7 protein-coding genes and 1 riboswitch are annotated in these 9,879 nt (G+C 51.0%); of the genes, 1 reads left to right on the plus strand and 6 read right to left on the minus strand.

Features of this window, described 5'->3' with window-relative positions; translation table 11 throughout:
- Nucleotides 1-193: hypothetical protein (locus KW93_RS17845; protein WP_235318423.1), on the plus strand; the 193-nt coding region annotated here is incomplete at its 5' end.
- A 158-nt stretch (nt 194-351) separates the two neighbouring features.
- On the opposite strand, the gene KW93_RS13530 is transcribed toward KW93_RS17845, so the two are convergent.
- The 6 genes from KW93_RS13530 to KW93_RS13555 form a co-directional block, all read right to left on the minus strand.
- Nucleotides 352-1,563: a NupC/NupG family nucleoside CNT transporter gene (locus KW93_RS13530; RefSeq protein WP_033543566.1), complete on the minus strand. Its 1,212-nt coding sequence runs from the start codon at nt 1,561-1,563 to the stop codon at nt 352-354.
- Nucleotides 1,564-1,766: 203 nt separating this feature from the next.
- Nucleotides 1,767-3,182, minus strand: coding sequence for a DHA2 family efflux MFS transporter permease subunit (locus KW93_RS13535; protein WP_033543571.1), 1,416 nt, complete (start codon nt 3,180-3,182; stop codon nt 1,767-1,769).
- A 146-nt stretch (nt 3,183-3,328) separates the two neighbouring features.
- Complete coding sequence (locus KW93_RS13540) at nt 3,329-6,424, minus strand: efflux RND transporter permease subunit (RefSeq protein ID WP_033543567.1); 3,096 nt, start codon at nt 6,422-6,424, stop codon at nt 3,329-3,331.
- A 162-nt stretch (nt 6,425-6,586) separates the two neighbouring features.
- Entirely contained in the window at nt 6,587-7,753 is a 1,167-nt protein-coding gene (locus KW93_RS13545) for a TraB/GumN family protein (protein ID WP_033543568.1), read from the minus strand.
- A 132-nt stretch (nt 7,754-7,885) separates the two neighbouring features.
- On the minus strand, nt 7,886-8,749 hold the full coding sequence (ypfJ, locus tag KW93_RS13550; protein ID WP_033543569.1) for a KPN_02809 family neutral zinc metallopeptidase: 864 nt from the start codon (nt 8,747-8,749) through the stop codon (nt 7,886-7,888).
- A 56-nt stretch (nt 8,750-8,805) separates the two neighbouring features.
- Nucleotides 8,806-9,423 carry a class I SAM-dependent methyltransferase gene (locus tag KW93_RS13555; protein ID WP_033543570.1) on the minus strand — a complete coding sequence of 206 codons (618 nt, stop codon included), beginning with the start codon at nt 9,421-9,423 and terminating at the stop codon, nt 8,806-8,808.
- Nucleotides 9,424-9,550: 127 nt separating this feature from the next.
- Nucleotides 9,551-9,730: riboswitch (Lysine riboswitch) on the plus strand.
- Nucleotides 9,731-9,879 lie beyond the last annotated feature (149 nt).

A 9,879-nucleotide genomic window follows, 5' to 3' on the forward strand; every position in this document is an offset into this window, starting at 1 on the left:
AAAGAAGCTTTTCGCTGTGCGAAAAGCCTCTCATTCACCCTTCCAGCGTCGCTCTATCGAAAAAGTGACGTCGCTATCACCCATTCCCCTTCAAAAAGCCACTCTCCACTACGCATTTCCGCCCCTATCGCATTTCGCCCCCGGCGAAATGCAATCCATTCAAACGGTTTTCGGTCTGCCGCACGCTGATTAACGCCCATACCCCTATTATCTTCCCCCGCTCCAAAACCGGGACTCAATAATGGATGCTTTTCGCCAAAGCGAAAAGCGAAAAACCCATAAACCAAAATCCAAAACACTCCCATCAAAAAGAGCCACACGCATTTTGCATGTGGCTCCAAAATTTATTGATTAAAAGAACATCCCCGCAATCGAAGCGCTCAAGAGTGAAGCGAGCATACCCGCCGCTACTGCTTTCATGCCAAGCTTGGCGATATCCGGGCGACGGTTTGGAGCAAGTGCTCCGAGTCCGCCAAGCAGGATTGCCAGTGAGCTCAAGTTGGCGAAGCCACAAAGAGCAAAGCTGACGATCAGGACAGTTTTCGGCGACAGATCAGCCATTTCCGCTGTAAAGGAAACGTATGCGACGAACTCGTTCAAAACGAGTTTTTGGCCGATGTAACTGCCGGCCTGGACCGCTTCCGCCCATGGTACGCCAATGGCAAAGGCAAGCGGCGCAAAGATGAATCCGAGAATTCCCTGGATTGTCCAGCCTTCCTGGCCTAACCAGCCGCCAAGTCCGCCGAGCAATCCGTTAAGCAGCGCAATCAAAGCGATAAACGCCAGAAGCATCGCCCCTACATTCAAAGCCAATTGCAAACCGTCTGCTGCACCACGTGCAGCAGCGTCGACGACGTTGGTTGATTGGTTATCTTTTTCAAGTTTAAATTCTTTTTCCTCGATTTCCTCACGTTCCGGAATCATGATTTTCGCCATGATCAAACCGGCAGGAGCAGCCATGAAGCTGGCAGCCAGCAGGTATTCAAGCGGAACACCAAGAAGTGCATAGCCGGCCAGTGTAGAACCTGCGACTGATGCCAGTCCCCCGGTCATAACCGCGAACAACTCGGATCTCGACATTCCCGCGAGGAATGGACGCACAACAAGCGGCGCTTCCGTCTGTCCGACGAAAATGTTCGCCGCGGCAGAAATCGATTCCGCCTTACTTGTACCGAGCAATTTGGATATCCCCCCACCCAGGAATCGGATAACGATTTGCATGATGCCCAAATAGTAAAGCACAGAAATAAGAGATGAGAAGAAGATGATGATCGTCAATACCTGAAAGGCAAAGACGAAACCAAAATTGTTTGTATCCGCTGCAGGGCCAAATACGAAGGCAATCCCTTCGCCCGCGTAACCGATTACATTATTCACAAGCTCAGAAAGCTGTTCCAGCTTTTTGCGGCCATATTCCCACTCCAGCACGATGAATGCAAAAGTGATTTGAATTGCCAAACCGCCCAGAATTGTCCGTGGCTTAATGGATTTTTTACCATCCGATAACAGGAAAGCAAGTCCCAGAACGGTGATTATGCCGAAGATGCCCCATAATATATTCACTGCTTCACCTCATAAATTATATTTTCTCAGAAAATTAGGCTAATTTCACGTCTAACTCGTCCGTCGTCAGACATCTTACCAAATCATTTCAAAGAAGTAAATGTACATTGTGTTACAAATCCGCTGTTTTACCATATTTCCAATCGGATGAAAATTCAAACTTGAGGCCTTCTTTCTGAAAAACTTGCCTGCACCCCCGTGTTTTATTCGCCTTCAGCCGGAGGTTCTGCTTTCTTCAGGAAAAAGGACAGAAAAACGCCGACGAGGCTGAGCATACCTGCGACGACAAAAGATATATTCACGCCGCGGATGAGACCCTGTACTCCAAATTGCTGCGGATCCAAAGCCGTGCTGGTCATGACAGTAACGAGCAGGGCCGTGCCGATTGAGCCGGACACCTGGCGCATGGTATTGCTCATTGCCGTGCCATGCGGAATGAGGCGTTCCGGCAGCTGATTGAGCCCGGCAGTCGTCACCGGCATCATAACCATCGAGACGCCGAACATCCGGATGGCATGCATAACCGCCAGATAGGTAAATGATGTTTCGGCGGTGAGCACGGTAAATTGGAAAGTGCTGACGGTGACAATCGATAAGCCGATAACCGCCAGCCATTTGCCTCCGAAAAGATCGAATATCTTACCCGCAACCGGATTCATGATGCCCATAATGATGGCACCCGGCAACAGCATGAGCCCTGATTGGAGTGCTGTAAAACCATGCATGTCCTGCATATAAATCGGCAGAATCGTAGCGCCGCCGATCATGGAAATAAAAACGACGACGCTTAGAATGGTCGATAAGGTGAAAATACCATATCGGAAAACTTTAAATTCAAGCAGTGGTTCTTTCAAAATTGTCTGGCGATGAATAAAGAAGACCAGCGAAACAGCGCCGATTCCAATGGACAAAATGACCGGCCAGCTGCCCCAGCCGATTGAGCCGGCACTGGAAAAGCCGTAAAGAATCCCGCCGAAGCCTGCCGTCGACAGCACCACTGACAAAATATCCAGCTTCGGAAAAGTCTGTTTCGTGACATTTTTCAGGAAAAAGTAAGCCAGAATCAAATCAAGCAAGGCAATCGGAATGACTATATAAAACAGGGCCCGCCATGGGTACTGGCCGACAATCCAGCCTGACAGCGTAGGACCCAGTGCCGGAGCGAAAGAAATGACGAGGCCAAACAAGCCCATAGCCTGCCCCCGCTTTTCTACAGGGAAAACGACAAAAAGGATTGTCTGGGTCAGGGGCATCATAATTCCGGCTCCCGATGCCTGGATGATGCGTCCGACCATCAAAATTCCGAAACCCGGCGCAAGCGCCGCAATGACGGTTCCGGCTGTAAACAACCCCATCGCTGTCAGAAACAGTGCACGCGTTGAAAATTTGCCGATCAGAAAAGCGGTGACCGGAATCATCACGCCGTTGACAAGCATGAAGACCGTCGTCAGCCACTGGGCTGTATTGGCAGTGATATTCAAATCATCCATAATATGGGGCAGCGCTGTAGCAAGCAGCGTCTGATTTAAAATAGCCACGAATACACCCGCCATCAGCACTGCGAGCAGCGGAGCTATTTTGATATCTTTTTTATCATGGACATCGTGTCTGTTTGCCATCGGCTTCACCCCGCTGTCTGCAACGCGCTGCATTGGAGCATGATTTTTGTTCTATTACCTTAGTTACCCCTCCCGCTTTCGGCTAATCAACAATTTTTTATTTCGAATAAAAAACAGCACAGCCGGCGAAGGCTGTGCTGTCAAAATTAAGCTGCTGCTTTCTCCTTGCGGTGTCTGATGCGGTAGAACACCAGGTAAAGCGCTGGGATCATCACCAATGTGAACAGGCTTGAGAACGCCAGTCCGGCAATGATTGTGACCGCGAGCGGTTCAAACAGCGGGTCACCGGATAAGGCGACGGGAATCAGCGCCACAATTGAAGTGATCGAAGTCAGTACAATCGGCTTCAGGCGCGCATAACCCGATTCCATGATTGCTTCTTTTATCGAGAAGTCACCGGACAACCGGCGCGCTTCAACAAAGTCGATCAGCACGACCGCGTTTCGTACGACGATCCCCGTTAACGATACAATCCCCATTACGCCAAGGAAGCTGAGCGGTGTCTGGGTGATGAACAAGCCAAGAATCGCTCCGGAAATTCCGAGATAAACCGCAATCAGCACCAGGAACGGCAGGCTGAACGATTTAAACTGGAAGGCGATGACAAGATAGACGAGCAATAATACGACAAGGAACAGGATGCCGATTTCAGCAAAGAATGCCTGCTGGTCGTCATTTTCGCCGCCTGTGGAAATTTCATATCCTTCCGCAAGCCCCGCTTTCTCCGCTTCAACCACTTCAAGCATGTCTGCTTCGAAGTCATCATTGCTGCCGAAAGCGCGCAATGTGATCGCCCGGTCTCCGTCTTCATGCGGCACCTGGGCAATGGCCTCCGTTTGCTGTTCATCCAATAATTCGTCCAGCGGAATCAGTTGCGGCGGACCTCCAGCTGCAGGGGCACCTGTCGACGGTCCCTGCGCTTCTTCTGGTGAGCCGCTTTGACCTGCAGGAACCGCAAATTGAGAAAGGTCGATTTCCTGTCCTTCTTCGATTCCTGCCTGTTTCAGAACAAGATCGTAGAATTCATTGTCTTCAAAAATACTGTACAGCGGAATGCCCTGTGTCAGCAGCTGCAGCTGATTCGTTACAGTGCTGAGCGCAATGCTGTTGCTTTCGAGCGCATCGCGGTTCGGCACGTACTCAACAGCCGGCACCGGTTCGCCGAGGTTATCTGTGACGATGTCCGCTCCGTTATCAAGCATCTGCCGCTTCAGCGAATCGCGCAAAGTTTCAAGTTCCGCGATATCCTCCCCCGAAACCGTAACCGTCACCGGCGCACCGACTGGCGGTCCCTGCACAATCGTGTTCAGGAAAATCTCAGCGTCAGGGTAGCGTTCGCGCAGCTCCGGCTCCCATTTATCGATAAACGCCGAAGCTGATGTTGCGTCACGGTTGATGCGAATCGCAGCCTGGCCCGTATTAGAACCGGTATTGTCCATCGATGAAGCAAACAGGTTCGGCAGACCTTCACCGGTGAAAATCGCGAGTTCATTGACATTGTCATCTTCTTCGGCGATTTCTTCCGTAATCTGCGCCATGAACGCATCCGTTTCTTCAATCGTCGTCCCTTCCGTCAGGCGGACGTCCATCGTCACTTCCTCGCGGTCAGCTTCCGGGAAAAACTCGAACGGCGTAAACAGCGCAAGCGACAGTAAGCCCGTCGCAAGCAGCAAGCCGCCGATGCCCACCCATAACGGCCGTTTCAGGACGCTGCGCAAAACTTTCTCCGAATAAAACAGGGCAAGCTTTTCAAGCGGTTTGCCGAGGAATCCCGGTGTATCGGAAATCTTTTTGGCCTTTCGTTTCGTTTTCAGATATTGCATCATCGGCACCAGCGTGATGGACAAAACGGTCGACGCGATGATCGTCGTAATGAGGATGCTCGGCAGCGCCTTGATGAAAGCGCCGTTGCCGCCCGACAGCAGCAGCAGCGGAGAAAACGTTACAACAATCGCCAGACTGGATGAAATGATCGATGGATACACTTCACGCACGCCGTTGATGGCACCCTGCTTCGCCGAATCCCCCAGTTTATAGCGCCGCTGGATATTGTCATTGACGACAATGCTGTCATCGACCAGAATCCCGATGGCGATGATGAGGCCGATAACCGAAATCTGGTTCAAATCTACACCCATATACGGAATCGGAATCAGCCCGGTCAAGACAGAAGCAAGCACCGTCAACGCCACTGCAAATGCACCGAACAGTGTCAGTCCTGCTGTCGTTACAATGAGGACAGCCAGCACCGCAATCAGCAATGAAATATAGAGGCTGCTGAAAATTTCATTGACATTATCCGCCTGCGACTCGTATTTATCAGCTTCCACACCGGCAGGCAGTTTTTCATTGAACGCTTCGATCACTTTCGTCACGCGCTCATCGACAGAGGGAATATCCTGCCCACTCTGCAGGAATACGGTGTAGGAAATGGCGTCTTCGCCTTCAAAAGTGATGATGTCCGCCGTTTCCTGATCCACCATTTCAATCGTCGCCACATCACTTAACGGAACAGCGGAAGAGCCAACCTGTAATTGCTGCAGCTTTTCGATGCCTTCCTCCTGGCTGACAGTCAAAACGAGGCGTTCATTGCCGTTGTCATGAGTACCGAGCGACAGCGGCTGATTGGCCTGCTGCAGCGACTCGAGTACAGCAAATGGCTGGAGATTGTTTTCGGCCATTGCGTCGCCGTCCAGTTCTATTAGAATCTGCTGGCCGTTCAGTCCTTTCACCGTCGTACCGGCAACACCCGACACAGCTTCCACATCTTCAGAAAGACTATCAAGCACCTGTTTCATACCGTCCAGTTCCTCACGGTCGCCGTAGAAGATATACGACACAAGCGGGAAAGTCATATCAAGCTTTTCGACAGCGGTTTCCTGCGCCTGCTCCGGGAAATTCGCAGATGCACTTTGCGCTTCCTGCTGAATTGAATTGATCAGCGCATCCGGATCCAGGCCGTCTTCAAGCTCCAATGTAATAATGGAAGCAGAATTGGCGGAAATGGACTGGATCGATGTAATGCCGTCCACTTTACCGATCTCAACTTCCAGCGGCGTCGTGATCGACCGCTCCACTTCCTCCGGCCCTGCTCCCGGAAGGATGGTCGACACCAGGACTAGCCCCGGCGGCGTTTCCGGAATTTCGCGCTGCGGCAAAGTCAGAAACGTATAGACTCCAACAAGCATGAGGATGAAAATCAGGAGAATAAATAATTTGCTGCGTTCCATTATGTAATTCATCGGGAAAACCCTCTTTCGTGTTCGTATAAGTATTGTATACCTTTCCCTCACTATTGCCCACTTTATAACTCCTTATTTCCATTTCCAAATCTGTTCTCTATACCCTTTTCTCAAGAAAATAAAAAACGCCCAGCTCGCGGCTGGACGAAGTTAAGATATGGTTTATAAATTTTCGAAGAACAGGCGGATGACATCTGCACCGCCGATGAATGTACCAAGGGAACTGCCGAGGTTCGTCAGGACGACGACCAGCAGGACGCGCGTGACTTTATTGTCCCAGAAGCCTTTGATCGTAAAAACATCTTTTGACAAGGTTTCGAAATCCCCGATATTCGGCTTGCGCAGCGCGGCTTGGGTCAGACCAGAGAACCAGCCTGCCGCAATAAGCGGATTGAGCGAGGAAATCGGTGCCGCGACAAACGCGGTTATGATGGCCAGCGGATGGCCGAATGCTATGGTTGCACCGATTGCCGCCAATGTTCCGTTCCACAGGATCCAGCTGATTGTCTGATCAATTCCGGCTGCCGGGTTAGAGATGAATGTATAGGCAATGATGCCGATGATCAGCAGCGGAATCGCCCAGCCGATGATTTTCGGCCATTTCGACTTCGGCGGAATCTCCGACAGTTTTTCCAGGTCGTGCTCGTTGTGGATCTCTTTGGTGATACCCGGTATATGGGCGGCTCCAAGAACAGCGACCACCTTTTTGCCGGGTGACTCTTTGATTTTCTGTGCCAGATACTGATCCCGCTCATCGATCAATGGAGTTTTCAGGCGGGGAAAAGCTTTGGTGAAATCGTCCATGACCGCGCTAAGCGTATCCTGGGATTTCATCTTCTCCAGATCTTCTTCTGAGATTGTCTCTTTCGAAAAGATGCTGAAAAAGACGGATGACAATAATTGCATCTTGCCCCACAGGCCGATATTGCCCCAAATGCGCGAAAACGTCACCTGGATATTGCGGTCGGCAAGCACGAGTTCAGCGCCGGTTTCTTTAGCCGACTCGATGCCCTGAATCATTTCCTGGCCCGGTTTGATGCCGAACTGGTCGGCCAGGCGGTTCTGGAAAGACGAAATCGCCAGGTTCATCAGCAGCAGGCTCGATTTCTTTTCTTTGATCACTTTAAAAATATCGGTTTCTTTCCATTTGCTGTTATCCATCACCGACTGGTAGCGCTGGGCATCGAGTTCGATGCAGACGCTGTCGGGCTGTTCCGCTTCAATGACTTCCTTCACCTGTTCGGCGCTCAGTTTGGAAACATGGGCTGTACCGATCAGTATCAATTCTTTATCGCCGTATTGCAGGCGCGTTATATTTTCTTCCTGCATGAGTTTACTTCCTTCATAGAACATATTTTCTTCCCGCAAATTTTTGAGAAGATTCTCTATTCTATATAATGAATTACCGGAGCGAAAATATCAATCCTGCACCTCGTTTTTTGACAGGCTTTTCGGCTGATTTTATAACCCATCAGCTTCGAAGGTGTCGCCTTCATCGAGATTGCCCGCTTCGAAACCTTTATAGAACCATTTCCGGCGCTGTTCGCTTGTTCCGTGCGTAAAACTTTCCGGCACGACATATCCGCGGGAACGCATCTGGATGGTGTCATCTCCGACCGCTGCTGCAGCGGTCAGCGCTTCCTCCAGGTCCCCTTCTTCGAGATAACCCTTTTCCTGTGCGTGATGCGCCCATACGCCGGAAAGGTAATCCGCTTGCAATTCGAGGCGCACCTGCAGTTTATTGTATTCTTCCTCACTCAATTGATTGCGCAGCGGCTGCACTTCCTGCATCACCCCGAGCAAATTCTGCACATGGTGGCCGACTTCATGGGCAATGACATAAGCCATGGCAAAATCGCCAGGTGCCTGAAACTGGCGCTGGAGCTCTTCATAAAAATCAAGATCGATGTACAATTTATAATCAGCCGGACAATAAAACGGACCGACCGCCGAGCCGGCTGTCCCGCATGCCGACTGGACGCTGTCCGTGAACAAAACAAGTGTCGGCTCCTCATATTGCATGCCTTCTTCAGCAAAAACTTTTGTCCACACTTCTTCGGTGTCCGCCAGCACAACCGACACAAACTCCGCCAGTTCCTGCTCCTGTTCGGTCGCTTCGTACGGTTCACCCGGGTTGATGGTGCTGTTTGTGCCATTGCCGTCCATGCCGTCAAGCAGGATTCCCGGATCGCCTCCAAGAAATGTGATGATCAGCACCAGCACAATTCCGCCGAGCCCTCCCCCGACAGCCAATCCTTTACCGCCACCTCCGCGGCCTCTTCGGTCTTCCACATTCGCGCTTGCTCTTCGGCCTTTCCACTTCATCTTCCCACACCCGCCTCTGCCACTTTTCTTTGCTTATACCCGAACTTGCAGTTCAGCTAATCCTCCGGTGTAAACCGGTAGATCAAAAACTGCTCCGCGGGATCTTTATGGACACCCGGCAAGTCGATCGTCTCCTTCAATTCAAACGCCGTGTTGCGTTCCAGGAAATTGATATAGTCCTTCGAAGGATAATAAAGGATGATGTCCATCTTCCGTGGATACGCTTCCGCGGATTTCAGGATATTGTCCACCACCTTCATGAAAACCTGCACAGAGAACGGATTAAAGAAATAAAACACGTTATCCTCCAGGCGGATATCGTATTCCTGAGCCATGCCGCAATAGAACCGGATCAGCTCCCGGCCACTGCGGCGCCTGCTGTTGAGGCAGTAGCTTTCAAGGTTATGCTTTGCTTCATTGCAAAAACTGGTATTCATTTCAATCCCCGTTGTCCGGCAGCCGAAACGGTCGTGCACATAGAAATTGAGCCGGCCCTTGCCGCAGCCGAAATCCACCAGCCCGTCGTCCGGCTCCAATGGATAGCGATTGAACAGCTCTTTCAGATGGACGTATGGAGTCGGCTCATAACGGTTATGATGCAGACTCGCTTCCGCAATCCACTGCGTGCCCGTTGTCTGGATGTTCAAATAATAATCGCCTTCCTGCTCCTTCATTTCAACGACCCCCGTCTCTGTCTTCCGAATTCACTTTAATGCCTATCAATACCCGAAACCCCTTGCAATTAAAAGCAAATTTTGATAAAGTCGAGCTAATTCAATAGTTCTTGCTCTCTTTTGCGGGAGCGGGGATAGAGGCGCAATTATCATCAGTAAACAGAATGAGGGGCAGGGGCTCCGGAGACTTCTGGCGAAAGGGATAGTTGCCGAAGCGGTGCAGAGCCCTTGCTCTTCGCTGCTGGGCCGGCATTTAACAGATGCCGGACTGTCATGCGGTTTTTCCGCATGGAGGGCTATCTGGCGCACGGCGGCACAACGGGTTTGTGCCGCTGCAGCAGCAGTGGACCTTCCGCTGCTGTTTTTTTGTCGGGGTGAAAGCGGAGTGAAATGGGCTGACCGCACCTCAAATGGCAAAGTCCGCACCTCATTCGTCGAGAACCGCACCTCAAACAG

This window comes from Planococcus sp. CAU13, from assembly GCF_000775575.1.
Lineage (GTDB): Bacteria > Bacillota > Bacilli > Bacillales_A > Planococcaceae > Planococcus.